Origin of the sequence: Pseudomonas siliginis (assembly GCF_024072275.1) — a bacterium.
Lineage (GTDB): Bacteria > Pseudomonadota > Gammaproteobacteria > Pseudomonadales > Pseudomonadaceae > Aquipseudomonas > Aquipseudomonas siliginis.
Genome location: NZ_CP099598.1, coordinates 1473219 through 1497921 on the forward strand (window position 1 = coordinate 1473219; position 24703 = coordinate 1497921).

Sequence of the window (24703 nt, forward strand, 5' to 3'; positions counted from 1 at the left end):
GAAATGACAGTGAAGTCAGTATGGATCAGCGCAGCGCTCTGCGGGTGGTTCATGGCTGGGCAGGCCTGGGCCGATTGCACACCGCCGGCGGTCAGCGCGGAAGCGGATTTCTCGCTGTGCAAAGAATGGCCGGCTTATCCGTCGCTGACGATTACCGCGCTATCGACGTTCGTGCCCGATCCGGTCTATGGCCATGACGGCAGCGTGGGCTCGTACGATCTGGATCTGGCTATCATCACGGCCGGCAGCCCCAAACCGCTGGCGACCTATCATCAGCGGTCGGCGTTTCTCTCCGATGCCATCGCGCTGGAGAGTCTGGAACTCGACACGGCGCGCTATAAACTCACGCCCGACCTTCGTGCATTCGGCGTCCGCGCTCATTTCAAAGGCTCGTCGCGCGTCAATCCGCTGGATGAAACCCTGCTGTCGCTCTACGTGAAAGAAGGCGACAAACTGCGCCCGGTGCTGGATCGCTTGGTCGTCTACAGCTTCAGTGGCGAGTGGGATGGCAATTGCGCCGGAGAGCGCTCGGAGACGGTGCGTACGCTTGAGATGGGCAAAACCAGTTCCCATGGTTACGCCGATATCATTGTCCGCTCAGTCACCATGGGCCTGGTCGGTGAGGGGCCACCCGACACCTGCGAATCGAAAACTACCCACGAAAAGCCGGTGCTGACCACGTTGCGCTATGACGGACAGCAATATTTCGTTCCCGAAAATCTGAGAGGCTATTGAAGGCGCGTCGTTCTACTTCCTCGATCCCGACGGGCACAAGCTGGAAGTCCACGTCGGCGATTTGCAATCGCGGCTGGCTACGTGTCGGCAGAAACCGTACCCCGGCATGCGTTTCTGCGACGAACCCTGATCCGCTTCAATCGCGGTGATATAGACTCTGCGCCACGTGTTCTGGCGCTTGCAGGTTTCTCATGACTCCATCATTGCTGTTGGCCGTTCTGGCTTCGGGTTTCATCTACGGGATCACGCCCGGGCCGGGCGTGCTGGCGGTGTTCGGGATTGGCGCGGCCCATGGCCGGCGCGCCGGGGCGGGTTTTCTCTGCGGGCATCTGCTCGGCGATGTGATCTGGTGCAGCACCGCGCTGGTGGCGATTGTCGGTGCGCGGGAAATCGGCAGCACCGCGTTCGATGTGCTCGGCGTGCTCAGCGCGTTGTACCTGTTCTGGCTCGGCTGGCGTGCGGTGCGTGCCCAACGCCGCAATGGCGACGAGGCGCAAGGGGCGGCGCGGCAGCCGTTCTGGCACGGCATCGTCTTCGGCCTGACCAATCCCAAGGCCTATCCGGTGGCGGTGGCGACCTTTACGGCGCTGTTGTCGAGCCGCGCCGAACTGCTCAACTGGTCGATGCTACCTGCACTGATCGCCCTGAGTTTCATCGGCGGCGCACTGGCTTACGCTATCCTCATCGGCGTGGTCGGCGCACAGCGAGTGCGCATGGTGTATCAGCGGCATGAGCTGCTCATCACGCGTTTATGCGGCGTGATGTTTATCGGCTTCGCCATCAACGCGTTGATGCACGCGCTGCCGGGGCTGCTGCCGAACAAGACTTGATGGAATGGGCAGGGACGCGCAATCACGATCATGGATGATTGAAATCGCTGCACTGCGCGGACAATCGTTAGAACCATGGCAAGCCCAAACCCTGCGCCGCTGGCGAGCTACATTGACCTGTTGCTGGACGCCGTTTGCGCGGTCGACAAACAGGGCCGTTTCGTTTTCGTCAGCGCTGCCTGCGAGCGGATTTTCGGCTACACGCCTGACGAACTGATCGGCCGCTCGATGATCGAGCTGGTGCACCCGGCCGATCGCCAGCGCACCCTTGCGGCCGCTGGCGAAATCATGGGCGGCGACCCGAAGCACAATTTCGAGAACCGCTATCTGCGCAAGGACGGCAGCGTCGCGCACATTTCCTGGTCGGCGCGCTGGTCGGAAGTCGATCAACTGCGCATCGCCGTCGCCCGCGATATCACCGAGCGCAAGCAGGCCGAGTCGCGGCAAGCGGCGTTGTACGCCATTTCCGAAGCGGCGCACGCGGCGGAAGATTTGCTGGCGCTGTTCAAACGCATCCATCTGCTGATTGGCGAGTGGCTGCCGGCGCTGAATTTTTCCGTGGCGCTGTACGACGAACACTGCGCGCAGCTGAATTTTCCCTATCACGTCGACGATCACGAATTGCAGCCCGAGCAGCCCGGCACCGTCATCGGACGGCTCTGCGCGCAAGTGATCCGCAGCGGCCAGCCAATGTTGCTGACGCCGGACAGCGCCGATGCCACGCCCGATTTTGCTGAGCTGGTGGCGGAACAAAACGCGCCTTGCTGGCTCGGCGTACCACTGAACTCAAAAAACGGCACCATCGGCGCCTTGATCGTCAAAAGCCTCGCTGGCGGCGAACGCTACACCGAGCAGGACAAGGAACTGCTGCAATACGTCTGCGCACAAGTCGCCACAGCCATCGAGCGCCAGCAATTGCACGCGCGGCTCAAGCGCATGGCGCAATACGATCAACTGACGCAACTGCCCAATCGCGAACTGCTGCGTGATCGGCTCAGGGCTGCGCTGGCCGATGCGCGAACCCTGCACGGACACATGGCGCTGCTGTATGTCGATCTGGATCGCTTCAAACAGGTCAACGACACCCATGGCCATGCCGTCGGTGACATGCTCCTGCAAACCGTGGCCAACCGGCTGAAAGGCTGCGTGCGTGAAACCGACACGGTGGCGCGTATCGGTGGCGATGAATTCGTCGTGCTGCTGCACAGCGTGCATGCCGCCGGCGATCCCGACAGCGTCGCCGGAAAAATCCGACAGGTGCTGGCGCAGCCCATGCGCCTCGACGGGCATGACCTGCGGATCGAATCGAGCATCGGCGTGGCGCGCTTTCCTGAACACGGCGAAGAAGAACAGCAACTGTTTCGGCATGCCGATCAAGCCATGTATGCGGCCAAACGCCTGAATCATCGGGCCTTGGGCAGCTGAAGCGAGCGCGCCGTTCGTCGCGGTTCAGGCAGATTTTCTAAACCTTTGACCGCTAAAGCATTCCTAACTGAGGCGGACAATTGTCCGCCGCGACATTTGAGCAGCGGGCGAATCACGGCCCGTTTGAATTTTCCACGAAGGAGGGCGCGACCATGAGCCGGATGGCCACCCGTTTACGTAACGTCAGTTTTGCAACCCTGCTGGGCCTGTGCGCCAGCAGTGCGTTCGCCCAGTCGCCTGCCGAATTCATCAACGATGCCTCTGCCAAAGGCATGGCCGACATCGAAGCCAGTCGTCTGGCCCACGGCAAGACCGAATCGAAAGAGGTCAAGGATTACACCATCGTTGTGATCAACGACCGCACCACGGCCAACCAGCACCTTGCGAAAATCGCCAAGAAACTCGACCTGCCGGTTGCCCCCCGCGAAGAACTCGCCGACAAGGCCAAAGAGCTGATGCCGGAAGTGAAGGACGGCACCACATTCGATCAGGCCTACGCTGCCAGTCAGGTCAAGGCGACCGAGGAGGCCATCACTCAGATCGAGCAACAGGCACAGACCACCGACGTGCCGGAAATCAAAGCGTTTGCCGATGAGACTTTGCCGAAACTGCAAAGCCATCTGGAGAAAGCTCGAGCGTTGCAGGCCAGTCGCTAACTTCGCCTTGTTGTTGCAGCGCGAGCGAAACCTTCAGTTGAAATGCGATGCTTCCCCTGTGGGAGCGAGCCTGCTCGCGAAAGCGGTGTGTCAGTCAATGATGTTTTGACTGACCCGCCATCTTCGCGAGCAGGCTCGCTCCCACAGGGTGTGTTTACTTGCTCAGCACTCATTCAAATCCTGCTTTGGCTTGCTCTTGTCGCCAAGCCCCTCAAGATCAAACACCTGATTCTCACCCAGCGCGCGGTAATGCCGGCGCAGCGCTTCGAGCTGCTTCAGATCCAGCGCCTCCAGCCCGAGCATCGCGTTCTGCGCTTCCTTGTTCACTCGCAACAGCTCATCGAGTTTCAAATGCAGAATGTCGGTATCGCGGTTCTGCGTGTTCTGAATCAGGAACACCATCAGGAACGTGATGATCGTCGTCGAGGTATTGATGATCAGCTGCCAAGTGTCGTTGTAACCAAAAATCGGCCCGCTCAACCCCCACAACCCGATAAGAATCAACGCCCCCATGAACGTTTTCGGGCTACCGGCCCACAGGGCAAGTTTCTGGGCAATCTTTGCGAATTTCATGATGGAAGTCCTTGTTTTGGGAGCTTGAAATTCAGACATCGGTGTTGTGCTGAAAATTCTAATTACAAATAACCGGGCGGGACGCCGGAGGCGAGGCGAGCTCATCGGCCTTATCGCTGTATGGTATGGGCAGCTGCACTTCCCGGTTTCAAGCCATGCCCCGACAGGAGAACGCAATGAGTTGGTCTGCCAAGCAATACGTCGCTTTCGAAGATGAACGCACCCGCCCGGCCCGTGATCTGTTGGCGGCGATACCCACGGCGCAGGCCCGGGCGGTGGTGGACATTGGTTGCGGACCGGGCAATTCCACCGAATTGCTGGTGCAGCGTTTTCCCGAGGCGAGCGTCAGTGGCCTCGACAGTTCGGCGGACATGATTGCCGCCGCGCGCAAGCGCTTGCCTGACGTGCAGTTTCAGGTGGCCGAGGTCGACAAATGGGCTGACGAGGGTCCGTTCGATGTGATCTTCGCCAATGCGGTGCTGCAATGGGTGCCTGATCACGCTTCGTTGCTGCCAGCCCTGGCGAGCAAGCTTTCAGATGGTGGCAGCCTGGCGATCCAGATGCCGGACAACCTCAACGAACCGTCCCACCGCTTGATGCGTGAAGTCGCCGCCAATGGGCCGTGGGCGAGCAAGCTCGCAGACGCTGCCGGGCAGCGTACCGACATGGCCAGTGCCAGTGAGTATTTTTCAATGCTGCGGCCGCACTGCGCGCGGGTCGATGTGTGGCGCACCACCTATCACCACCAACTTCGCGATGGTGCAGCGGGGGTGGTGGAGTGGTTCAAGGGTAGCGGGTTGATTCCATTCCTGAGCCCATTGACCGAGGAGGAGCGGGCGCAGTATCTGCAGCGGTATCTGGCGGAAGTTGCCAAGGCTTATCCGGCCTTGGCTGACGGCTCGGTGCTGTTGCCGTTTCCACGTTTGTTTATTGTTGCGACCCGCTGAAAATATTCATTCGCCTAGCTCGTTTTTTATCGTGAGTTCGACGCATTGGTTCAGGTCGGCGTAACTCGCAAGAACAACCCGATCGGTCCCCTCTCCCTCGGGAGAGGGTTAGGGTGAGGGGCTCGCTGGGGCAGTGATCGGGTTTAGCAGCCCGGCCAGGATTGACCAACGGTTGCACATGTACCTGCCAGTCAGGCTTCGCCTGCGCTTGATGGTGGCTGTGCGCATGGCACCCTCGGGTGCGCCGGGTTTTGGACTTCCTACCGGTCTGCTAACTTGCGTACAGCTGCCACCCTTTCGTATAGCAGCGGGATGGTTGCAGTTACCACTACAGGAAGATTCCATGTTCAAGGTAACGCCAAATCCGCCGGAAACCGATCCGGCCTCTCCTTACGAGTCCCTCGATTCGAAAACACTCCACGAAGCCGCCGAACGCGCTCTCGACCACTATCTCACCCCGCCGCAAACCAGCTCACCGCCATACCAGGCCAGCAGCATGTTCATGGTTAATCCAGGCACCGACACCGAGTCGCTATTGGTCAACGCCAGCGAGTCCCTCGGCTCGGCCAGCGTCATGCTCGGCGACTTCGCCGCCTTGCTCGACGGCAGCCAGCGCAAACCCTGCTGGGCATCGCCCAGGTCGTCATGCTGGGCGAGCTGGCGGTGAATCAGGTGCTGGATCATGTGGTGCCGGTGGGTTAGCCGGCGCTGATTTCCGGGCAAAAAAAAACCGGTCGTTGCGACCGGTTTTGCATGCGATAGTTTTCTTCAGACACTGGCGAGCAGGCATTCATAAGGAATACGCAAGCCATCGTGCAGACGTTTGATCATTGCCAGACTCAGCTTGCGCTTACGGTTCAATACTTCCGAAACACGGCCACTGGTGCCAATAAAGGGCTCGAGATCCCGCGGCGTCAAGCCTTGCTGATCCATACGAAATTTGATGGCTTCAATGGGATCAGAGGGCGGCATCGGAAAATGCTGCTCCTCATACTTTTCAATCAGCAGAGCGAGAATTTCCAACTCATCGCCCTCTGGCGAGTCGATTTCTGCACCCCACAGCTGTTCCATGCGCAGCAATGCTGCGCTCAGGTCTTCCGGGCTACGAATGGGTTTGATGTTCATTAAACGGTCTCCGCGTTGATCTGGTCGTATTGAGCGTGGGTCCCAACGAAGCGGATAAAACCAAGTTGCCGTTGGTAGTCGATCGCCAGAATCACTCGATATTTATTCCCGCCGATATTGAATACCACCCTGGCTCCCTTGAGGACACTAGCCGTTCGCAGCTCAGCTTTAACCTCTTGCGGAGTTCGATAAATCGCCTTCTCCATATGGCGGTACCATTCAACGAGAGGTGTCTGAGCATCAGCATGAGCTGGTGTGCTTTCCCAAAATTGTCTTAGCGTCGCTCTTGCAATTATCCGCATCCATGCCTCCTCCCGATACGGGAGATACTAGTCGTTACTGAGTGGAGGGGCAATCTTGAATGTGCTTTGTGAACGGGCGTTCAACATTGAATTGCAAAGCATGTATGGGTCATATGAATTTTCTTGCAATGGTTCATAAAAGATCCGTAATTCAGCATAACGATCCACAATGGCTCCATAAAGACCAATTAAGCCTTGAAGGGTTTGCCACGTCATTCATGCATTTGCTTCACTCGCCGGCTGAGATCGCTAGAAATGTCGGAGAAAACGCCAAAATCCTGCGGCTCTCCAAAAACCTTTCCCGCAAGACGCTCGCAGAAAAGGCGGGGGTTTCCGAATCCACCATCAAGCGATTCGAAGCGACCGGGCTCGTGACGTTGGAGGCTTTGATCCTGATAGCCACTGCGCTTGATGAACTCAACGCTGTGACCAAGCTGTTCAAACCAGAGCAACCGAGCTCGCTGGATGAGCTGAAGAATGCCAGACGCAAGAGAGGGATGCGCTGATGATCAAGCCTTTCAAACACACAGAAGTGCTGAATGTTTTGAAAGAGGGTGCCAAGGTTGGTGAGCTGATCAAAGTCGCGGGCCGCTGACTTCGGTGGCCGCACTCCCGGCACGCCTACACGCAAGCGAATCATGGAGATCTGCAAGGATTACAAATACCTCAAGGCCGAGGAATACATCGAGCAGACTCTCGCAGCGCTCGCCGACTGGAAGAAAGTATTCACTCGATTGAATGTCCCGCACAAAGCCGGGGAACCGATCTTCAATGTACTGGCGAGGCTGCATCAGGATTTCGAGAAGTAATCCGGGGAGGAGGGGCTCAGCGATCTTCTGGAAGTCTTCACCGCCAACACGCTTCAACTTCCAAACACAAAAAAACCGGCCATCAAGGCCGGTTTTTCATTTCTGCATCCCCCGTCGGACAACACAACGCGAGATCAATATTCGGTGGAGCGGGTAGAGGGAATCGAACCCTCATCTAAAGCTTGGGAAGCTTTCGTTCTACCACTAAACTATACCCGCTCAGAGCGGCTGACTTTGTACCAGACTCGGCCACGGATTTGAAGTTTTCTTTTCTCTGCGAGGGCTTTGCCACGCAGAAAACGGTCGATCGCGAGCAAGGGCTGCGCCGGTGCAACAGGCACTTCAAGCTTGCAGCCTTGCCCGCGATGACGCTGTTTCAAATGGCCAAAGCATGTTGATCCTGCACAAACGAGTAGCGCGTTCGGCTGGCTTGCGGCGCAGGTTTCAGAAAGCCGAGCAGGGCGTTCTGGCTGTCGCGGCAGGCGGCCTTGTGCTCCATGTCGAGAAAGTGTCCGGTGGCTTGCAGGGTGGTGAAGCTGCTGTGGGCAACGTGATTGCCGAACAGTCGCGCATCCTCGGCGGCGGTGTATTCGTCCCATTCGCCGTTGAGAAACAGCACCGGCACGTTGATCTTTTTCGCCGCATTCAGATAGCACTGGCGATCGCTGTGCAGCACGTCGTTGATATGAAAATGCATCTGTCCGTATTCATGCTCGGCGAGACTGCTGACGTGGCGGTAGTTGAAACGCTTGAACAGCGACGGCAGGTGTTTGCCGATGGTGTTGTTGACCAGATGGCCGACCCGATCGCCGTCGCGGCTGCCGAGGTAATCGACGCCGCGCTCAAGGTAATCGAGCATGTGCGCATTGATCACCGGGGAGAACGAGCTGATCACGGCTTTTTCGATGCGCCGGGGCCGCTGGGCGAGGGCGACCAGAGTGGCGGCGCCGCCCCAGGAGAACGACAGCACGTGTTCGGCGGCGAAGTGGTCGATCAGCTCCAGCAGAATCTGCCCTTCGACTTCCTTCGTCAGATGTTTCTCATGCCGGTTGTGGGCTTTTGACCGACCCGCGTAGGGCTGGTCGTAGCAGACCACGTTGAATTGCGGGTGCAGGTTTTTCACGGTCTGTGCAAACGACGCAGTCGTGGCCATCGAGCCGTTGACCAGAATGATGGTCTTTTCTGCGGCGTCTGCGCGATAGAACTCCGTGTAAACCCGATACTGACCCTGTATATCCAGCACAGCGATTTCTGGCCTCATGTCATAAGACTCCTGGCAAGCAAGCGGGTATGCGCGCAATCGAGATTGCACGAGCTTTGTGACAGGTAGGCATACGCCTGAAATTTGCTGGCCCATGTCGATCCGGTACGGCAGGTCGACGGGTGTTGTTATTGGCGGGCAGATTGTCGGCTGAGGCGCAGCCCTTGAGGGCAGACGACCGACAAAAAGTTTCTTGGAAGTATGTGGTGACTCATCGGTCACATTTCGGCCGACGTCCTGATTCAAGCAGGGGACTCAGGATCACGCAAGTGCCGTCGGCGAATTGTTCGACAACTTCGGCTGAGCGGTCGCCGGCTTAGAACAAATGAATCTCTTCGGTGCGCAAAGCGCGGTACTCGCCCGGTTTTAGCGCGTGATCGAGGGTCAGTTTGCCCATGGATTCGCGGTGCAGGCGCAGGACTTTGTTGTTGAAGAACCCAAACATGCGCTTGACCTGATGGTAGCGGCCTTCAACGATGCTCAGCCGTGCCGAGCGTGGGCCGAGCAGCTCAAGCTGTGCCGGTTGCGTGGTCAGATCTTCGAAAGCGAAGTAGATGCCCTCGGCAAATTTCAGCGCGTAGCTCGGGTCGATGTCCTGTTCGGTTTCGACGTAATAGACCTTCGCCAGTTTGGTTTGCGGCTGCGTCAGGCGCCGCGACCAGGCGCCGTCATTGGTGATCAGCATCAGCCCGGTGGTGTTGAAATCCAGACGCCCGGCGATGTGCAGATCGTCCTTGTGCGGTTCATCGAGCAGGTCGAGCACGGTCGCATGCTGCGGATCGCGGGTGGCGCTGACGCAGCCCGGCGGTTTGTGCAGCATGAAATAGCGAGCCGGCTTACCGCTTTGCAGCACCTCATCGTCAACTTCGACCCGGCTGAATTCCAGCACATCACTGTGCGGGTCGCTGACGACTTTTCCGTCAATCCGCACGCGCTTTTCCACCAGCAACAGGCGAACCTGCTGACGGTTGTAGCGGGGCAGATTGCTGAGGAAGCGGTCGACGCGCATGGTCAGGATTCAACGGACAAAGGGCCGCGCATCTTACGGGATCGGCCGCCGGTCTGCTCGCAACTGCGCTTCGACCTGGGCGCAACGCGGGCACAGGCAGGCTTGATTGCGCAGCGCGGCCGGCAGCGCTTCGAGCACCGCCGGGTCGATGGTTACGCCATAGCACCAGCATTCGCGGTCGGCGGTGCGCGGGTCGGCGAGGCTGCAATCGTTGCGCGCACCGCAGGCCGGGCATTGGTCGGGTTTGACGTCGTTATCAGGCATAGGTCGAGTGCGGCATTTCCATGCAGGTGCGGTTGCGCCCGGTTTGCTTGGCGCGGTACATCGCATGATCGGCCCGCGACAGCAGAGTGTGCAAGGTGTCATCGTGTTGCACGGTGGTGGCGCCGATGCTCACGGTCAGATGCAGGCTGTGGCCATCGTAGGCATATTCGTGTTGCTCGACGTGCTGACGGATTTTCTCGGCGATTTTCTGCGCGGTCTCGCCGTCGGTGTCTTTCAACAGAACGATGAACTCTTCACCGCCCCAGCGGCAGACGATATCGGCGTGGCGCAGGCAACTTTGCAGATCGCGGGCGAAACCGATCAACACCTGGTCGCCAGCCATGTGCCCGTAGGTGTCGTTCAAGGCTTTGAAGTGGTCGAGGTCGAGCAACAGAGCGGTCAGCGGCTTGGTTTCCCGTTGGGCCTCGTGCAGCGCTTGCGCAGCGAGGATGTCGAAGCCGCGTCGGTTCGGCAGTTCGGTGAGACTGTCGAGGGTGGCGTGCGCCTGGATCTTCGCCTGGAAGCGTTTGATCACCCGATTGAGCAGCGCCAGTACGATCAACGTCACCAACAGGCAGATCAGCAGATTGAGATACAGCGACTGGCGGATCTCGCTCAGCGCGCCGTCTTCGCGTTTATCGACGAACAGGTACCAGTTCAACTCGGGGATAAACCGCACGTTGAGAAAATGTCCCTGGCCGTGGGTGGAGTATTCGTAGCTGCCGCTGTGCGGCTTGGGCAACTGGCTGACCAGACTTTTCATGCTCTCCAGTTCGCCAAGACTCTGGCCGATGTGCGCGCCTTCCGGACCACCTTCTGCGCCGGTCAATACGAGGCGGCCGAAGGTGTCGACGAAGTACACGCTGCGTTGATAGCGCTGTTGATACTTGTCGATCAGCTTGATCACCGCGTCCACGGTCAGGCCCACGCCCGCCGCGCCGATGAAGCGGTTGTGGTAGTCGTAGACCTTGTAGTTGATGAAGAACGTCAGGTTGTCCTTGTTGGCCAGATCCGGGTCGACGTTGATCTCGTACGGGTCCTGCATGTCGCGCACGCGGAAGTACCAGGTGTCGCGCGGCTCATCGACTTTGACCTGTTTGAGCACGCCTTTGGCGTGGTAGTAGGTGAGCGTGGCATTGGAAACGAAGAACGCCGTGTAGGCGCCGTAATGGGTCATGACCTCGTCGAGATAGCGGGTCATCTGCTCGGGATTCTGCTCGCCGTTGACCACCCAGTCGCGCATGAACGTGTCACGGGACATCATCGAGGAAATCAGGATCGGCCGGACCAGATCTTTCTGGATTTCCGAATAGACCGTGTCGGAGGTCAGTGGCAGTTCAGTGTTGACGATGTTGTCGCGGATCGACTCGCGGGAAGCGAAATAGCTCAACAGCGAGGTGGCGAGAAACCCGGCGCCGAGCAGGGCGACCAACGTGAGCACCAGTGAACGTTGCGAGTACAAGGGAGAACGAAGCGGCATGGCAGATCCGTTGGCAGTGGCCCGATGGGATGCATTCTAGTGGGATGGTCGGGAAAACACTGCGGGATTTGTGCCTGAAATGGCGGGGGATATGACGTGGGGGTGTGTCAGGGAAATCGCAGCCCCTCACCCCAGCCCTCTCCCGGGGGAGAGGGAGCTGGATTGAGGGTGATGGAAAATCTGTGATCGACTCGGTATCAGCCAATGGCAACCGATGGACAGTCACCTCGGTCAGTTCCCTCTCCTGGGGGAGAGGGCCAGGGTGAGGGCGAGCTTTCGGATCAGCCCCGGGATGCCAGATACGCCCGCCATCCCCCCAAATGACTGATATCCACCGCACCCTCCAGGCCATACGGCTCGCAGATAAACCCGCTCTCCCAGCGCCCGTCCGCCAGCTGCACCTTGCCCAGCCCCAGCGGCGCCGGAATTCCGGTGAGAAACGAGCCCAGCTCGCTGCTCGGCAACTCCCAGACCTCCACGGCAATCGCCACGCCGCCGTCCTTGACCCGCACCATGCCCGGCCGCAATGGCGGGCCGCCGGCGAGGGCGTGCAGTCGATAGTCCGGCGAACTGAACGTGGTTTCCAGCAAGCGCCCGCCACGCTGGGTCAGTTGCCAATTCAACGCCAGCCCTTGCAGGTGCGCGCCGCATACCACCAATCGAGCGCGGTCATTGCGCGCAGGGTTCGCCGGAGCTGGCAGGGCACTGTCCTGCTGGCGTTGCAAGGCATCGGCCACGCTCAACAGATACTGATCGGTAAACACCCGTCCGAACAACGTCACGCCCCACGGCAAACCGTTGCTCATGAACGCGGTCGGCACGGCGACGGCGGCGTAGTCGAGCAGGTTCATGAAGTTGGTGTAATAACCGAGTTCGGAATTGCGCAGCACCGGCTCGGCCGCAAGCTCGGCCAGGGTCACTGGACGACCGATGGTTGGCGTCAGCACGCAGTCGAGATTTTCCAGGGCCTCGTCGCAGAGGGCCTTCAGCGCCTGCAATCGATATTGTGCGCGGAAGGTCTGCACGCCGGTCACTGCCGGAGCCTTGGCCAGTACCGCTCGGATCACTGGCAGCACCGCTTCGGGATTCTGCTCCATCAGCTCACCGGCGACGCTGTAGCGCTCGGCCACCCATGGCCCGTCGTAAAGCAACCGCGCTGCTTCCAGAAACGGTGACAGGTCCAGCTCGACGGCTTCGCCACCCAAGGCCTTGAGCCGTTCGATGGCCGCTGCGAACAACTGTGGCCCCTCGTTGCAGCCGAAAAATTCAAGGTCCTGCGCCCGTGGCACGCCGAAGCGAAACGGCTGTGGCGCGCCAAAGGCCGAGCCGTCGTTCCATGCCGGGTTGCCTCGGCTGTATTCATCGCGAGGATCGTGTCTGGCCGTCAACGCCAGCAACTGACTGGCCTCACGGGCGGTCGCGGTGAAGGTGGTTACGCAGTCCAGCGTGCGGCACGCCGGCAGCACGCCAGCGGTGGAAATCAGGCCCTTGCTCGCCTTCAATCCCACCAGATTATTCAGCGCCGCCGGCACTCGCCCGGAACCGGCGGTGTCAGTGCCCAAGGCGAAACTCGCCACACCCAGCGCTACCGCCAGGGATGAACCCGCACTGGAACCGCCGGACGGATACTCCGCCAGCACGCTGTTCGGGCACGCACCATAAGACGAGCGGCTGCCATTGAGGCCGGTGGCGAACTGATCGAGATTGGTCTTGCCCAGCGGAATCGCCCCCAGCGCCAACAGTTGCTCGACGATGGTCGCCGACTGCTGCGGCACATAGGCAAACGCCGGGCACGCGGCTGTGGTGGGAATGCCGGCCAGATCGATGTTGTCCTTGATCGCGAACGGCACGCCATACAGCGGCAGACTGTCGAGGTCACGACCGTCGAGGGCGGCGAGGTACGGCTCCAGTTCATCGACGCTCAGCAGGTGGATGAACAGGTGATAGTCGGGATTCAGCGCAGCGGCTTTTTCGCGCAGTTGCAGCAGCAGTTGGCGCGGTGTGGTGTCGCCATTGCGATAGGCCTGGCGCAGTGCATCGAGTTGCAGATTCATCGGTTGATCCTTATAAAAAATGGCTTCAGTCGAGTTCCAGCACCACCACCCGTTGTCCGGCGCGCACCGCCGAACCGGGTTGCACGCGGATCTCTCGCACCACACCGGCCAGCGGCGCGAGCACAGGGATTTCCATCTTCATCGACTCGAGAATCACCAGCACATCGCCCGCCGCGACACGCTGGCCGGCCTCGACCTGCACCTGCCAGAGATTGCCGGCGATGTGGCTGTCGACGCTGTGTTCACCGTTTTCCAGTGGTGCTTCTTCGCTGGCGTCAGGCACGGCTTCTTCGCTGTCGAAATGCGCCTGGCCGCTGGCGATCCAGCGCTCGCGTTCAGCTTTGAACGCGCCCTGTTGCTGCGCACGGAAAGCGCTGATGCCCGCGGCTTCCTGACTGAGAAATGCCTGATAGTCGGCGAGGTTGAGCTGGCTGTGTTCGATGTTCAGATCGAAGCGCCCCAACGGGAAATCGCGGCGAATGCGCAGCAGTTCTTCGGCGCTGACCGGGTAGAAGCGGATCTGATCGAAGAAGCGCAGCAGCCACGGTTTGCCGTCGAACGCGGCGACTTCGCGATAGCGATTCCACATCTGCAGGGTGCGCCCGACAAACTGATAACCGCCCGGGCCTTCCATGCCGTACACGCACATGTAGGCGCCGCCGATGCCGACCGAATTTTCGGCCGTCCAGGTACGTGCCGGGTTGTACTTGGTGGTCACCAGACGATGACGCGGGTCGAGCGGCGTGGCCACCGGCGCGCCGAGATAGACGTCGCCAAGGCCCATCACCAGATAGCTCGCATCGAACACCGTGCGCTGCACTTCGTCGAGATTTGGCAGGTCGTTGATGCGCCGGATGAACTCCAGGTTGCTCGGGCACCACGGCGCGTCCTTGCGCACGGTGGTCATGTATTTCTCGATCGCCAACTGACAGGCCGGGTCGTCCCACGACAGCGGCAAGTGCACGATGCGCGAAGGCACCTGCAAGTCCTTGGCGGCGCACACCGCGTCCCATTCGCCAGCGATGATGCCGAGCAGATCGGCCAGCGGCAGTTGCTCGGGCTGGTAGTGCACTTGCAGCGAGCGAATGCCCGGGGTGAGGTCGATCACCCCATGCAGGGCCTGGCTTTCCAGCGCCTGCATCAGCGCGTGGGCGCGAAAGCGCAGGACCAGATCAAGCTCGGGCTCGCCGATTTCCAGCAGTAAATGAGTGTCGCCAGAAACCCTCCCGACAAGCCGCCGATCCCCCTGACCCAACTCAAGAACCACAGGCGACACAATCCCTTGTGGGAGCTGGCTTGCCAGCGATGATGTTGATGCGGTGTCAGATCGGGCACCATCGCTGGCAAGCCAGCTCCCACAGGGGGCATCCCATTTCAGGGCGAGATCGCGGGCGGTGCCGAGGTCGACGGGAATGAACTGAATTTTATCGCCCGCCTTGAGCTGCCCCAGCTGCCACAGATCGGCCTCAATCACCGTCACCGGGCAGACGAACCCACCCAGACTCGGGCCATCCGGGCCGAGGATCACCGGCATGTCGCCAGTGAAATCCACCGCACCAATCGCATACGGATTGTCATGGATGTTCGACGGGTGCAGACCCGCTTCACCGCCATCCTCACGCACCCACTCAGGCTTCGGTCCGATCAGGCGCACGCCGGTGCGGCTGGAGTTGAAGTGCACTTCCCACTGGGTCGCGAAGAACGTGGTGATGTAGTTTTCGCTGAAGTATTCCGGGGCGCCGTGCGGGCCGTAGATCACCCGGATCTGGCGCACGCTCGGCAGCGCAGTGATGTGCTGTTCGGCCAGTTGCTGGCCGACGCTGCGCTCGGTCAATGCCGGCACATGCAACACATCACCGGCCCTCAACGCGCGACCGCCATGCCCGCCGAACTGGCCGAGAGTGAAGGTACTTTTGCTGCCCAGATAATCCGGCACTTGCACGCCGCCGCGCAGGCACAGATAACTGCGCGCGCCGGCGCCGCTGATGCTGCCCAGTTGCAATGTCGCGCCGGCCGGGATGAGCAGCGCGGTGTCCATCGGCACCGGTTCAGCGTCAAGGGTCAAGGGAATCGGCGCGCCGGTCACCGCGACCACCGCGTCACAATTGAAGCGCAGGATCGGCCCGCTCATGGTGATTTCCAGTGCGGCGGCGCCTTGTTCATTGCCGAGCAGACGATTGCCCAGGCGCAGCGCTCGGCTGTCCATCGGCCCCGACGGAGGCACGCCGACGGCCCAGTAACCGAGGCGGCCGGGATAGTCCTGCACGCTGGTCTGCGTGCCGGCGCTGAGCACTTCGAAGGTGTTGGCGTGATACAGCAAATTTTCCAGACAACGGGTCCACGGCTGGCCGCTGGCGAATGGAGCATCGAGCAGAATCTGGCGCAGGTAATCGCGGTTGGTTTCCACGCCATACAGCAGGCTATCGCCCAGTGCCTGATGGAGTTCGGCGCGAGCCTGTTCGCGACTCGGCGCCCACGCGATGAGCTTGGCGATCATTGGATCGAAATACGGCGGAATTTCCACACCGGCTTCGACCCAGGTGTCGATGCGCAATGCAACGCCGTTGGCTGGCGGAAATTGCACAGCGGTCAGCAGGCCCGGGCTCGGCTGGAAATCACGCCCTGGATCTTCCGCGTACAGACGTGCCTGAATCGCATGGCCCTGCGGTTCCAGGCCCTGATACAACTCGTTCAGCGGCGGCAGATCACCGGCGGCCAGCTCGATCATCCAGCGCACCAGGTCCACGTCCCACACCTGTTCGGTGACGCCGTGCTCGACCTGCAAGCGCGTGTTCACTTCGAGAAAATAGAAGCGCTGGGCCTCGCTGTCGAAGACGAATTCGACGGTGCCGGCGCTGCGGTAATTCACCGCGCGCGCCAGTTTGATCGCTGCCGCGCACAGCTCATCGGCCATGCCTTCTGGCAGGTTAGGCGCCGGGGTTTCTTCGAGGACTTTCTGGTTGCGCCGCTGCACCGAACAGTCGCGCACGCCGAGAGCGATGACTTCACCGCAGCCGTCGCCGAACACCTGCACTTCCAGATGCCGCGCGCGTTCGATGTACTTTTCGATGAACACGCCGGCATCGCTGAAGTTGTTCTGGCCGAGGCGTTTCACCGCTTCGAACGACTCGCTCAATTCGCTCGCGCTGCGGCATACGCGCATGCCGATGCCACCGCCGCCAGCGGTGCTTTTCAGCATCACCGGGTAGCCGACCTGTTCGGCGGCACTCAGCGCGCAATCGAGGCTGTCGAGCAGGTCGGTGCCTTCGAGCATGGGTACGCCATGCTGTTTGGCCAACGCGCGAGCAGTGTGCTTGAGGCCGAATACCCGCAATTGCTCCGGCGTCGGCCCGATGAAGGCGATGCCCTGCGCTTCGCAGGCTTCGGCGAACGCTGCGTTTTCCGAGAGAAATCCGTAGCCGGGATGAATCGCCGTGGCGCCGCTTTGTTTGGCGATAGCGAGGATTTTATCGACGGCCAGATACGTCGCCGACGCCGCGCCTTCGCCGAGGCTGTGCGCTTCTGCGGCCTGGGAGATGTGCAGGCTGGCAGCATCGGCTTCTGAGTACACGGCGACGCCTTGGGCCTTCAGCACGTTGATCGTGCGCAGGATGCGACAGGCAATCGCGCCACGGTTGGCGATGAGGATTTTTTCGAACATGGCATAACCCCTGAAGGGGGAGCGGGCCGTCCCGCTGTTTTTCGACAGACATCCGGGCCGTCCCGGATGGAAAAAACATCACTCAAACTCACCGCAAACTCCTGTGGGAGCTGGCTTGCCAGCGATGAGGTCGGCACATCCAACATTGTTGGTGACTGAAACACCGCAATCGCTGGCAAGCCAGCTCCCACAGGACTATCAGTGCCTTGAAGGTTTCAGGCACTGCCCGGCACGCGCCTGGCACAGGGCGAAGAGCCAACGGCGTAAACGGCTGATGGTCAGTTCCATACCAGCAACTCCGCCGGGGTCGGGTTGTAGGCATTGCATGGATTGTTCAGCTGCGGGCAGTTGGAAATCAGCACGATGACGTCCATCTCCGCGCGCAAATCAACGTACTTGCCCGGCGCGGAAATACCGTCCTCGAACGTCAGCCCGCCGTCCGCCGTCACTGGCACGTTCATGAAAAAATTGATGTTCGGCCCGATGTCACCTTTGCTCAATCGGCCGTCGTGGGCGCAGGCGCGCAGGTAGTTGTCGCGGCAGCTGTGCATGTAGCGTTTTTCCAGGGCGTAGCGCACGGTGTTGCTCTCTTGCGCGCAGGCGCCGCCGAGGGTGTCGTGGCGCCCGCAGGTGTCGGCAACGATGGTCAGCATCGGCTGGCCGAGGTTGGAATACAGCACGCTGCCGGTGCTCAGGTAGACGCTGTTCTGCCGGCGCAAGGTGCGTTGCACGTCGTAGCGTTCCTTGGGGTTGGCGAGGCTGTAAAACAAAGTGTCGACGGCCTGATTGCCTTCCAGATCGAGGATGCGCAGGGTCTGCCCGGCCTTGACTTCCATCAGCCAGGGCTCGCCGGCGGGAATGGTCGCGCGGTAGATCGCGCTGTCGGCTTGCTTGTGCGAAGTGGCGATTGCGAGTGACATGGCTGCGATCCTCAGGCGAACAAACGGTCGGTGTTGATGAAGCCGCGCTCGTTTTCCGGGCGCGAAGTACGGCAGTGTTCGGCGACGCTGGCGTCGGCGTTCATCCAGCTCAGCTTCAAGGGTTTCGGAGCGTATTCGGGTGACGGGTCCATCGGATGTTGCAGGGCGGTGAGCACCACCAGGGTGTCCATCGGCGCGTATAGCTCGATGTAGTCACCGGCCTTCGAGTTGCCTTCGACGAAGTGGAAACGCCCGGCCTCATCGACGTTCACACGGCTGAACAGGTTGAGTGTCATCAGCAGGTCGGACAGGCCCAGGCCCCACTTGCCGAGTTCCACCAGCAGGTTGTCGGTGCCGTTGCGAAAGAAGCCGTTGCGCAGTTCCTGATAGCGGCCCTGACCGTACTTTTCGGCGACTTCCTGTGCGCAAAGCACACCGCCGAGGCTGTCGCTCCAACCGCAGGTGTCGGCGGTGATCGCGGCGAGTACGCGGCCCATGTCCGAGTACAGGCAGTGGCCGGCAGTGAGCTTGGCGGTGTGTTGGCATTTGAGGCTGTCGGGCAGGTTCAGCCGCTCGGTTTTTTCATTGGCATTGAGCAAGGTCAGGCTGACATTGGCGCCACCGCGCAGGTCGGTCAGGCGCAGCAATTGGCCGCGCTTGAGCACGAACGAACGGTGGCCGCCGCCCGGCAGCATTTCCTCAGCGAAGGGTGGGAAAAGTTGGATTGAATCAGTCATTGCAGCAGTCCTCTCAAGCAGTGCGAAGGGTGCCCGCCAGCGGCAGCGGCAGGGCCTCGACGGCGGCGCGCTGGGCGCGGCGGTCGCTGTTCAACGGGATGTCGTAAGTGATGCGGGCGCCATAGGCGCCGGGGGCGTGCGGGTCGAGGCGCACCTTGTCGAACACCAGCAGACGCGTGCCGAGGCTGAAGCCTTCGGACAGGTCGTGGGTGACCATGAACACCGTCAGTTGCGTCTCGCGCCACAGCTCCAGCAGCAGCGCGTGCATGTCTTTGCGAATGCCCGGGTCGAGTGCGCCGAAGGGCTCGTCGAGCAGCAACACGCGCGGCTTCATGATCAGCGCCTGGGCGATGGCCAAGCGTTGCTGCATGCCGCCGGACAGCTGCGCCGGGTACTTGTCCAGCGCATGGCCGAGGCCGACTTTGCTCAGCAGTGCTGCCGCCTGTTCGCGGGCCTCGCGTTTAGCGCTGCCGAACAGCCGGCCGAGCACGGGCGCGCGCGGCAATTCGAGACCGAGGGCGACGTTGTCGAGCACGCTCAGATGCGGGAACACCGAGTAGCGCTGAAAGACCACGCCACGGCTGGCATCCGGCTCGCTGGCCAAGGGCTGGCCGTCGAGCAGAATCTCCCCGCGACTGGCGCTTTCCTGGCCGAGCAGCAGGCGCAGGAAGGTCGATTTGCCGCAACCGGAGGCGCCGACCAGGGTGCAGAACTCGCCTTCGTTGACGCTCAGGTTCAAGCCTTCCAGAACCACTTGATCGGCGTACTGCTGCCAGACGTTCTTAACTGTGATGAAGCTCATTTCGCTGCTCCCTCGTACCAAGGGAAAGCGCGCTGGGTCAGCTGCTTCAAGCCCCAGTCCATCAGCCAGGCGAGCAGGGTGATCCACACCACGTAGGGCAGGATCACATCCATGGCGAGGTAGCGCCGCACCAGAAAGATCCGGTAGCCGAGGCCGTCGGTGGAGGCGATCGCTTCGGCGGCAATCAGGAACAGCCATGCCGAACCGAGCATCAAACGCAGCGAGATCAGCAAGCGCGGCAACAGCTGCGGCAAGACCACGCGCAGCATCAGCGTCCAGGTCGAGGCGCCGAGGGTCTGCGCCTTGATCAGCAGTTCGACCGGAATGTCGCGGGCACGCTGTTCCAGATCTCGGGCCAGCGCCGGGGTGATGCCGATGACGATCAGCATGACTTTCGACAACTCGCCCAGCCCGAAGACGATGAACAGAATCGGCAGGATCGCCAGCGGCGGCACCATCGACAGCACCGTCAGCAGCGGCGACAACGGCGCGCCGAACAGCGGCAGGGTGCCCGCCGCAATACCGAGGCAAAGACCTGCCAGCGCCGCGATGCCGAGGCCGATGGCCAAGCGGCGCAGACTTGCCGCGGTGTCTTGCCACAACAGGTATTCACCGGTGCGGCTGTCGGCGTTGAAGGCCAGGCGTTTTACCGCGTCGCTCATCTGCACGGCGCTGGGCAGCAGTTTGTCGTTGGGGTTGTCCGCCAGGCGCTCGGCCGAGCCTGTGAAGTAGGCGAACAGCACCAGCGCGAACGGCAGGATCACCAGCAACAGGCGACTCGGGCGATCGGGGTGGCGATTGATCAGGCGCATGGCCAAATCCTCCGTGGCTTACAGCTTGGCGTCGGCGGCCATCTGCATGTAAGTCGGATCGAAACGCAGCTTGAGATTGGCGGTGTCGCCGCTGGTCACGCCGTTGGCGAAGGACATGCCGACCGCGCTCGGGTCCTTCGCGCCTTCGCCGAGCAGACCATGCTCGAAGGAGAATTCGGCGACCTTGCGCATGGTGTCCGGCAGTTGTTTGCTGGTGGCGAAATTCAGCGCTTCGCTCGGCGTGGCGAACAGTTTTGTGGTGTCCAGTTGCGCCTGGAAGCCGGCGAGATCAGTTCCCGAGGCCTTGGCCATGTGCTCCAGCGCAGCTTTGCTCGCGGCATTTTTCGCGTTCATCAAAGCGACCACTTCGAACCACGCCCCGGTCAGCGCTTTGCCCAGTGCCGGGTTGTCTTTGAGGGTGGCGCTGTTGACCACCATCATGTCCATGATCTCGCCGGGGATCTGGCTGGAATTGAACACTTCGGTGACGCCGGGTTTGGCCTTGATATCCGAGAGCATCGGGTTCCAGGTGGTCACGGCGTTGACGTCGTTGGTGTTGAACGCGGCGGCAATGTCGGCGTCGGAGGTGTTGACCACCTTCAGGTCTTTCTCGGTCAGGTCCACCGAGTCCAGTGCCCGGGCCAGCAGGTAATGGGAGACCGACAGCTCGACCAGATTGACGTCCATGCCTTTCAGATCGGCGACTTTTTTACCTTCGCCTTTGAGCACGATGCCATCGTTGCCGTTGGAGAAATCGCTGACGATCAGCGCGGTGCTGTCGACACCACCGGCAGCCGGAATGGTCAGCGCATCCATGTTGGTCATGGTGCAGCCGTCGAACTGGCCGGCGGTGTACTGGTTGATCGATTCGACGTAGTCGTTGAGCTGCACGACGTCGATCTTGATCCCGTATTTCTTCGCCCATTTGTCGACGATGCCCTGGCTGCCGGCGTATTCCCATGGCATCCAGCCGGCGTAGATTGTCCAGCACACGCTGAAGTGGTCTTTCTGGGCGGCGGAAGATTGCGTGCTGATGAGCGCGGCGAAGGCGGCGGCGAGCAGGGCGGGGAAACGTAGTCGGATCATTGCGGATTCTCCAGTTGATCGAGGGCGGACAGGAAGGCAACGCGGCACCGCGAACGGTGGCTTGTCTCCCGGGCTTTTGTCCCGCCGTGTAACCTCAACTGGAGGTCGCCAACTCTCGGACCAGCCACTCGCGCTTGCGAGCCGGAACCCTAGTCAGCCATTGCAAATTGTGGTGCCGCGAACCTGTGATGACTCCTGCACGGGTTTGCTAAAGCGAGAGGCGTGCCAAGTCGGGCCGAGGCCTCTGCGACGGGGATCTGCTGGATTGCCGAGGTGAGCGGGGCGAGCGACAGCGCATCGTGGTGGTGCGTGGTTGCACCGTCATGCAGCGTGTTCAGGGTTCACGGGGCGTTGATTTGCGGATTAACAAGATTTCATGATCACTTGTTTCAACTTGTTGCAGGAACGCACCAGATTCCGAAACCGCTGTCTGATTCTTCGACAGTCACGCAATTGCTGACGGTCGCCTGCCAGCGTCGCTGGTGTGGCCAACCCGCGGTCCAGGAGGCCGCCATGTATCGCCGAATCGTACTGCTTGCCGTGATGCTTTTTTCCCTTGGCGGATGCGTTCCTTATTCCTATGGAGACAGCTACTACAGGTCAGAGGTCTACACATCACCCGCACCGGCCTATTACAGCGGTGGCGGCTCCTATTACCGCAGCGGCGGCACCTATTACACCCAGCCGCGCTACTACCAGCCAGCGCCGCGTTACTACCAGCAACCGCGTTATTACCAGGCACCCAGGCACTATCAACCGGCCCCGCGTTATTACGAAAGCCGTCGCTGGCACGGCAACGATCGCGGACGCTGGGACGGCCACCGTCGGGGCGGTTGGGACAATGACCACCGGGGTCGCGGCAACTATGATCGTCACAGCGGTCGCCGTGACTACAACGGCCGTGGCAACCGCTGGTAAATCACCGCAACGAACAAGCGGCGCATCAAGCGCCGCTTTTTTTTGCCCGGCGAGAAAGCGTTCCGTGGGCCATCTCCCAAGGCAATCCCGGAAGCGTCCTACAGTTTCATTTCGTGGTGTTTGTTAGCGTTCGTGGACGCCGAACGAGGCGAGCAATCCTCAGCTCGATAGCGGCGAAAAATGGACGTTCAGCGCTATGAAGCTACTGGTTATTCATCAAAATTTTCCCGGTCAGTTCCGTCATGTGGTGCTGGCGGCGCTGGAGCGCGGTGATGAGGTTGTGGCGATAGGTCGGGACACTGCACCGGGCGTCGCCGGTGTGGAAATCCATCGATATCGAGCGACCAGCCGAGCGCCCGGCAATATTCACCCGTATCTGATCCGCTACGAACAAGCGGTGATCGACGGGCAGAAAGTTTTTGAAATCCTGGGCAGGCTGAAACGTTCGGGCTATCAGCCAGACGTGATTCTTGGTCATCCCGGATGGGGAGAGACGCTGTTTGCCAAGGACGTCTATGCCGATACGCCGCTGATTCACTATTGCGAGTATTACTATCGAGCGCAGGGCGCCGATTGCGGGTTCGACCCTGAATTCCGCCGAGCCGCAAGGGAGTCGTCACGGCTGCGAGTGCTCAACTCGCTGCATCTGTTGAATCTTCAACAATGCGATATCGCAATCGCGCCTACCCAGTGGCAGCGCAGCCTGTTTCCGGCCGCTTACCGGTCGGCGATTCGGGTCATTCACGAAGGTGTGATTCAAAATTCTGACCTGGCGAAAGTCGGGGAAGTCAGATTGCCCAATGGAATCGAGCTCAAAGCCGGACAGCCGATCGTTACCTATGTCGCCAGAAACCTTGAGCCTTATCGCGGCTTTCACAGTTTCATGCGAGCGATCCCGCTTATTCAGGCCGAGTGTCCAGATGCGCAGATCATCGTGGTTGGCGGTGACGGTGTCAGTTATGGGAGTAAGCCGGTCGGGTACCCGGATTGGCGCAGCAGGATGGAGGCGAAGGTCAGTTTCGATCACTCCAGAGTGCATTTCACAGGGAAACTTCCCTACCAGACTTATCGAGCGGTTCTGCAGTGTTCGAAAGTTCATGTCTATTTGACGTATCCGTTTGTCTTGTCCTGGTCGTTACTGGAGGCGATGGCGTCCGGTTGTGTGGTTGTTGCGTCGGATACGGCTCCGGTAAGGGAAGTCATTGTCGAGGGGGCTAATGGAATATTGGTGGATTTCTTTGACCATCAAGAAATTGCCAGAAGTGTAAGCAAGGTTTTGAAGTCGGCAGGTGAGTACGGTGGTCTTGCCAGCGCCGCGAAGTTGACGGCAGGTCGGTTCAGTGTGGAATCGGGCGTGAGCCAATATTTTGAGGTTTTTGCAAGCGCGATATCCGGGCATAGCGACATACCAACCGTTCCGCAGTTTGAGCGGGAGGTTTGAAATGTCCAGGAAGTCGCGTAAGCAGGCGATCAAGTGGTTTAAAAGGTTGTTGAAGTATGGATTGTTCTTTTATGTCTGTTACTGCGTAGCGGAATTTTATATTCGCAAAGAACAAACTGCCGAGTCGGCGGCTATTCACCAGGCAAACGAGAAAGCTTGCCAGAACAAGCTGGCGAGCATGCAGCAAGTGCCGATATTAGGCGGCGCCTATATAGATAAGACGCTGGTCCCTGAGTTTTACGTAGGCATGCCTGAAATGGTCAACAAGAAAGCGTGTCTGGCGATTGCTCTGAAGGGGCTTTTCTGGTGGACCGGGACGGGGCTGCACCGGTACCAGGATCAGCGCGCAGAGTCGATCCCCAAAAGTTGGCGGCTCTATAAATTGAACGCCGGACTTTTTACCAGGAAAGAAACCACCGAACCCCATGAGCGGGGTTATCGGCACGTCAACTGGCCGGATGAGTTGATTGTGAAACTAAAGAATTATCCGGGGCTGGAGATTTGGCTCGATGCACCTCCACCGCATTTCAAGAATGAAGATTCGGTTAGAACGTTTGTCATTACTGGCTGGCCGCGGCGAGATGGAACCCCTCGGTTGATCAACTGTGACGGCTTGATTCGCCCGGCTTCGGAGGAAAAGCTGACTGACGAGAAACTGGCAAGGTTCAGCAGAACTGAATTGGAAAATCTTGATTTCGGCAAACTGAATTTCTTCTGCGCTATCAATCTGGATAACTTCGACTTCGCTGGTGGGCACGGTGGCGTAAAACTCGGATTAGCGTCATTACGCGAAGCACCTGAGATGCTCAAGTATCTCAGTGGCTATCTTTCACGGGCTGTTATTACAAGGAAGTAA

24 protein-coding genes, 1 tRNA gene, 2 pseudogenes and 1 riboswitch are annotated in these 24703 nt (G+C 60.1%); of the genes and pseudogenes, 12 read left to right on the forward strand and 15 right to left on the reverse strand.

What is annotated here, in order from left to right:
- Positions 1-3 precede the first annotated feature (3 nt).
- The 5 genes and pseudogenes from NF676_RS07000 (at position 4) to NF676_RS07020 (ending at position 3646) form a co-directional block, all read left to right on the forward strand.
- Positions 4-735, forward strand: coding sequence for a PA3715 family protein (locus NF676_RS07000; RefSeq protein ID WP_252887439.1), 732 nt, complete (start codon positions 4-6; stop codon positions 733-735).
- Positions 734-865: pseudogene (locus NF676_RS07005) on the forward strand (glutathione transferase); the annotation flags it as partial. The gene NF676_RS07000 and the pseudogene NF676_RS07005, both read left to right, overlap by 2 nt.
- Before the next feature lie 61 nt (positions 866-926).
- The gene (locus tag NF676_RS07010; protein ID WP_041478891.1) at positions 927-1565 is read left to right on the forward strand and encodes a LysE family translocator; all 639 of its coding nucleotides are present in this window, start codon (positions 927-929) and stop codon (positions 1563-1565) included.
- Between the two features lie 75 nt (positions 1566-1640).
- Positions 1641-2990 (forward strand): sensor domain-containing protein, encoded by a 1350-nt coding sequence (locus NF676_RS07015; RefSeq protein ID WP_150742381.1) that lies wholly within the window; start codon positions 1641-1643, stop codon positions 2988-2990.
- Positions 2991-3142: 152 nt separating this feature from the next.
- The gene (locus tag NF676_RS07020) at positions 3143-3646 is read left to right on the forward strand and encodes a DUF4142 domain-containing protein (protein ID WP_095180584.1); all 504 of its coding nucleotides are present in this window, start codon (positions 3143-3145) and stop codon (positions 3644-3646) included.
- 162 nt (positions 3647-3808) lie between these two features.
- Here NF676_RS07020 and NF676_RS07025 read toward each other — a convergent pair whose 3' ends face one another.
- Positions 3809-4219: a low affinity iron permease family protein gene (locus tag NF676_RS07025; RefSeq protein ID WP_016771301.1), complete on the reverse strand. Its 411-nt coding sequence runs from the start codon at positions 4217-4219 to the stop codon at positions 3809-3811.
- 176 nt (positions 4220-4395) lie between these two features.
- Between NF676_RS07025 and tam the strand changes: the two genes are divergently transcribed.
- Both tam and NF676_RS07035 read left to right on the forward strand, forming a co-directional pair.
- A complete protein-coding gene (tam, locus tag NF676_RS07030; RefSeq protein ID WP_056783474.1) occupies positions 4396-5166 on the forward strand; it encodes a trans-aconitate 2-methyltransferase in 771 nt (256 codons plus the stop codon).
- 343 nt (positions 5167-5509) lie between these two features.
- Positions 5510-5868: pseudogene (locus NF676_RS07035) on the forward strand (DUF6124 family protein).
- Between the two features lie 66 nt (positions 5869-5934).
- Here NF676_RS07035 and NF676_RS07040 read toward each other — a convergent pair.
- Entirely contained in the window at positions 5935-6291 is a 357-nt protein-coding gene (locus NF676_RS07040; protein ID WP_252887440.1) for a helix-turn-helix domain-containing protein, read from the reverse strand.
- Positions 6291-6593, reverse strand: coding sequence for a type II toxin-antitoxin system HigB family toxin (locus NF676_RS07045; RefSeq protein WP_252887441.1), 303 nt, complete (start codon positions 6591-6593; stop codon positions 6291-6293). The genes NF676_RS07040 and NF676_RS07045 overlap by 1 nt, the downstream gene beginning before the upstream one ends.
- A 218-nt stretch (positions 6594-6811) precedes the next feature.
- On the opposite strand from NF676_RS07045, the gene NF676_RS07050 reads away from it, so the two are divergent.
- Together NF676_RS07050 and NF676_RS07055 are read left to right on the forward strand one after the other, a co-directional pair.
- On the forward strand, positions 6812-7099 hold the full coding sequence (locus NF676_RS07050) for a helix-turn-helix domain-containing protein (RefSeq protein WP_252887950.1): 288 nt from the start codon (positions 6812-6814) through the stop codon (positions 7097-7099).
- Positions 7100-7231: 132 nt separating this feature from the next.
- Entirely contained in the window at positions 7232-7402 is a 171-nt protein-coding gene (locus NF676_RS07055; RefSeq protein ID WP_252887442.1) for a hypothetical protein, read from the forward strand.
- 145 nt (positions 7403-7547) lie between these two features.
- On the opposite strand, the gene NF676_RS07060 is transcribed toward NF676_RS07055, so the two are convergent.
- The 12 genes from NF676_RS07060 to NF676_RS07115 all read right to left on the reverse strand — a co-directional run bounded on the left by NF676_RS07060 (position 7548) and on the right by NF676_RS07115 (position 21488).
- Positions 7548-7621: transfer RNA gene (locus NF676_RS07060), tRNA-Gly, on the reverse strand.
- A 157-nt stretch (positions 7622-7778) separates the two neighbouring features.
- The gene (locus NF676_RS07065) at positions 7779-8663 is read right to left on the reverse strand and encodes an alpha/beta fold hydrolase (RefSeq protein ID WP_236167986.1); all 885 of its coding nucleotides are present in this window, start codon (positions 8661-8663) and stop codon (positions 7779-7781) included.
- 316 nt (positions 8664-8979) lie between these two features.
- Entirely contained in the window at positions 8980-9672 is a 693-nt protein-coding gene (locus NF676_RS07070; protein ID WP_252868936.1) for a pseudouridine synthase, read from the reverse strand.
- A gap of 33 nt (positions 9673-9705) precedes the next feature.
- A complete protein-coding gene (locus tag NF676_RS07075) occupies positions 9706-9936 on the reverse strand; it encodes a cysteine-rich CWC family protein (RefSeq protein WP_236167984.1) in 231 nt (76 codons plus the stop codon).
- Positions 9929-11416 (reverse strand): sensor domain-containing diguanylate cyclase, encoded by a 1488-nt coding sequence (locus NF676_RS07080; protein WP_236167983.1) that lies wholly within the window; start codon positions 11414-11416, stop codon positions 9929-9931. Before NF676_RS07080 ends, NF676_RS07075 begins: the two co-directional genes overlap by 8 nt.
- A gap of 281 nt (positions 11417-11697) precedes the next feature.
- Positions 11698-13470: an allophanate hydrolase gene (gene atzF / locus NF676_RS07085; protein ID WP_252887443.1), complete on the reverse strand. Its 1773-nt coding sequence runs from the start codon at positions 13468-13470 to the stop codon at positions 11698-11700.
- Between the two features lie 25 nt (positions 13471-13495).
- Entirely contained in the window at positions 13496-17131 is a 3636-nt protein-coding gene (gene uca, locus NF676_RS07090; protein WP_252887444.1) for an urea carboxylase, read from the reverse strand.
- A gap of 278 nt (positions 17132-17409) precedes the next feature.
- Entirely contained in the window at positions 17410-18051 is a 642-nt protein-coding gene (locus NF676_RS07095) for an urea amidolyase associated protein UAAP2 (RefSeq protein ID WP_125917748.1), read from the reverse strand.
- 11 nt (positions 18052-18062) lie between these two features.
- The gene (locus NF676_RS07100; protein WP_016771290.1) at positions 18063-18788 is read right to left on the reverse strand and encodes an urea amidolyase associated protein UAAP1; all 726 of its coding nucleotides are present in this window, start codon (positions 18786-18788) and stop codon (positions 18063-18065) included.
- A 13-nt stretch (positions 18789-18801) separates the two neighbouring features.
- Positions 18802-19590 carry an ABC transporter ATP-binding protein gene (locus NF676_RS07105; RefSeq protein ID WP_150742388.1) on the reverse strand — a complete coding sequence of 263 codons (789 nt, stop codon included), beginning with the start codon at positions 19588-19590 and terminating at the stop codon, positions 18802-18804.
- Complete coding sequence (locus NF676_RS07110; protein WP_041478876.1) at positions 19587-20402, reverse strand: ABC transporter permease; 816 nt, start codon at positions 20400-20402, stop codon at positions 19587-19589. Before NF676_RS07110 ends, NF676_RS07105 begins: the two co-directional genes overlap by 4 nt.
- An 18-nt stretch (positions 20403-20420) precedes the next feature.
- Positions 20421-21488, reverse strand: coding sequence for a putative urea ABC transporter substrate-binding protein (locus NF676_RS07115; RefSeq protein ID WP_252887445.1), 1068 nt, complete (start codon positions 21486-21488; stop codon positions 20421-20423).
- 63 nt (positions 21489-21551) lie between these two features.
- Positions 21552-21652, reverse strand: a riboswitch (guanidine-I (ykkC/yxkD leader).
- 349 nt (positions 21653-22001) lie between these two features.
- Here NF676_RS07115 and NF676_RS07120 point away from each other — a divergent pair.
- From NF676_RS07120 to NF676_RS07130, 3 genes are all read left to right on the forward strand, one after another.
- Positions 22002-22406, forward strand: coding sequence for a hypothetical protein (locus NF676_RS07120; protein WP_039760873.1), 405 nt, complete (start codon positions 22002-22004; stop codon positions 22404-22406).
- Between the two features lie 196 nt (positions 22407-22602).
- On the forward strand, positions 22603-23847 hold the full coding sequence (locus NF676_RS07125; protein ID WP_252887446.1) for a glycosyltransferase family 4 protein: 1245 nt from the start codon (positions 22603-22605) through the stop codon (positions 23845-23847).
- Position 23848: 1 nt separating this feature from the next.
- Positions 23849-24703 carry a hypothetical protein gene (locus NF676_RS07130; RefSeq protein WP_217852417.1) on the forward strand — a complete coding sequence of 285 codons (855 nt, stop codon included), beginning with the start codon at positions 23849-23851 and terminating at the stop codon, positions 24701-24703.

Bases quoted from the DNA above. Each gene is read 5' to 3' on its own strand.
- NF676_RS07110 (WP_041478876.1), bottom strand. From the start codon at position 20,402: ATGCGCCTGATCAATCGCCACCCCGATCGCCCGAGTCGCCTGTTGCTG.
- NF676_RS07045 (WP_252887441.1), bottom strand. From the start codon at position 6,593: ATGCGGATAATTGCAAGAGCGACGCTAAGACAATTTTGGGAAAGCACA.
- atzF (WP_252887443.1), bottom strand. From the start codon at position 13,470: ATGAATCTGCAACTCGATGCACTGCGCCAGGCCTATCGCAATGGCGAC.
- NF676_RS07105 (WP_150742388.1), bottom strand. From the start codon at position 19,590: ATGAGCTTCATCACAGTTAAGAACGTCTGGCAGCAGTACGCCGATCAA.
- NF676_RS07055 (WP_252887442.1), top strand. From the start codon at position 7,232: ATGGAGATCTGCAAGGATTACAAATACCTCAAGGCCGAGGAATACATC.
- NF676_RS07065 (WP_236167986.1), bottom strand. From the start codon at position 8,663: ATGAGGCCAGAAATCGCTGTGCTGGATATACAGGGTCAGTATCGGGTT.
- NF676_RS07000 (WP_252887439.1), top strand. From the start codon at position 4: ATGACAGTGAAGTCAGTATGGATCAGCGCAGCGCTCTGCGGGTGGTTC.
- NF676_RS07020 (WP_095180584.1), top strand. From the start codon at position 3,143: ATGAGCCGGATGGCCACCCGTTTACGTAACGTCAGTTTTGCAACCCTG.
- NF676_RS07120 (WP_039760873.1), top strand. From the start codon at position 22,002: ATGTATCGCCGAATCGTACTGCTTGCCGTGATGCTTTTTTCCCTTGGC.
- NF676_RS07100 (WP_016771290.1), bottom strand. From the start codon at position 18,788: ATGACTGATTCAATCCAACTTTTCCCACCCTTCGCTGAGGAAATGCTG.
- NF676_RS07040 (WP_252887440.1), bottom strand. From the start codon at position 6,291: ATGAACATCAAACCCATTCGTAGCCCGGAAGACCTGAGCGCAGCATTG.
- NF676_RS07070 (WP_252868936.1), bottom strand. From the start codon at position 9,672: ATGCGCGTCGACCGCTTCCTCAGCAATCTGCCCCGCTACAACCGTCAG.
- NF676_RS07025 (WP_016771301.1), bottom strand. From the start codon at position 4,219: ATGAAATTCGCAAAGATTGCCCAGAAACTTGCCCTGTGGGCCGGTAGC.
- NF676_RS07130 (WP_217852417.1), top strand. From the start codon at position 23,849: ATGTCCAGGAAGTCGCGTAAGCAGGCGATCAAGTGGTTTAAAAGGTTG.
- NF676_RS07075 (WP_236167984.1), bottom strand. From the start codon at position 9,936: ATGCCTGATAACGACGTCAAACCCGACCAATGCCCGGCCTGCGGTGCG.
- NF676_RS07125 (WP_252887446.1), top strand. From the start codon at position 22,603: ATGAAGCTACTGGTTATTCATCAAAATTTTCCCGGTCAGTTCCGTCAT.
- NF676_RS07010 (WP_041478891.1), top strand. From the start codon at position 927: ATGACTCCATCATTGCTGTTGGCCGTTCTGGCTTCGGGTTTCATCTAC.
- NF676_RS07050 (WP_252887950.1), top strand. From the start codon at position 6,812: ATGCATTTGCTTCACTCGCCGGCTGAGATCGCTAGAAATGTCGGAGAA.
- tam (WP_056783474.1), top strand. From the start codon at position 4,396: ATGAGTTGGTCTGCCAAGCAATACGTCGCTTTCGAAGATGAACGCACC.
- NF676_RS07080 (WP_236167983.1), bottom strand. From the start codon at position 11,416: ATGCCGCTTCGTTCTCCCTTGTACTCGCAACGTTCACTGGTGCTCACG.
- NF676_RS07015 (WP_150742381.1), top strand. From the start codon at position 1,641: ATGGCAAGCCCAAACCCTGCGCCGCTGGCGAGCTACATTGACCTGTTG.
- NF676_RS07115 (WP_252887445.1), bottom strand. From the start codon at position 21,488: ATGATCCGACTACGTTTCCCCGCCCTGCTCGCCGCCGCCTTCGCCGCG.
- NF676_RS07095 (WP_125917748.1), bottom strand. From the start codon at position 18,051: ATGTCACTCGCAATCGCCACTTCGCACAAGCAAGCCGACAGCGCGATC.
- uca (WP_252887444.1), bottom strand. From the start codon at position 17,131: ATGTTCGAAAAAATCCTCATCGCCAACCGTGGCGCGATTGCCTGTCGC.